The organism is Malikia spinosa (genome assembly GCF_002980625.1).
Lineage (GTDB): Bacteria > Pseudomonadota > Gammaproteobacteria > Burkholderiales > Burkholderiaceae_C > Malikia > Malikia spinosa.
On the sequence record NZ_PVLR01000102.1, the window covers coordinates 1 to 598 of the forward strand.

Genomic DNA, 598 nt, shown 5'->3' on the forward strand with positions numbered 1-598 from the left:
AAAGACCTCGGCAGTCTGGCTCAGCGCGCTCTCGCGCGGCCCCCCTCGGGTCTGACTTGATCCGTCGGTTCGGCGCGCCCTTCTGCTGCTGAACACCTTCGCACGCTGTACTGGCACGGCAGAACCCAAGCGCATGCTGAGGGCTTTCCTGCCTCATGCCGCCTTGGCACTGGGCCGTTGCTGGCCTGGACTGCCGTAGCGCTGCCGACCCGACACCAGCGCTCACCTCTCGCTTTGCCGTGACACACCCGGGCCGATGGTCCGGGGTGCATGGCGCGTCTGCCTGCACACAAATTTTGAATTGCCAGATGTCTCCCCTGAAAACCTCCCTGACCCAACCCAGGCTGTTCGCGCTCGCCTGGCTCGCCGCCTTCCCCGCTGCCCATGCGCAGAGCCCAGACACCGTCGCGCAACTGCCCTCGGTCACCGTGAGCGCAGAACGCGAACTGCCGCTACCGCAGCCCACTGCCGAGTACCAGGCCGAACAACTGGTGTCGCGCCGCGCCGCCACCAGCGACACCGCCAGCCTGCTGCAGGACATCCCGGGCGTCAGCCTGTACGGCGCCGGTGGTGCGTCCAGCCTGCCGGTGATCCACGG

1 pseudogene is annotated in these 598 nt (G+C 67.7%); it reads left to right on the plus strand.

Going from position 1 to position 598, the window contains the following annotated elements:
* Nucleotides 1-308 precede the first annotated feature (308 nt).
* A pseudogene (locus C6P61_RS17545) lies at nucleotides 309-598 on the plus strand (TonB-dependent receptor); the annotation flags it as partial.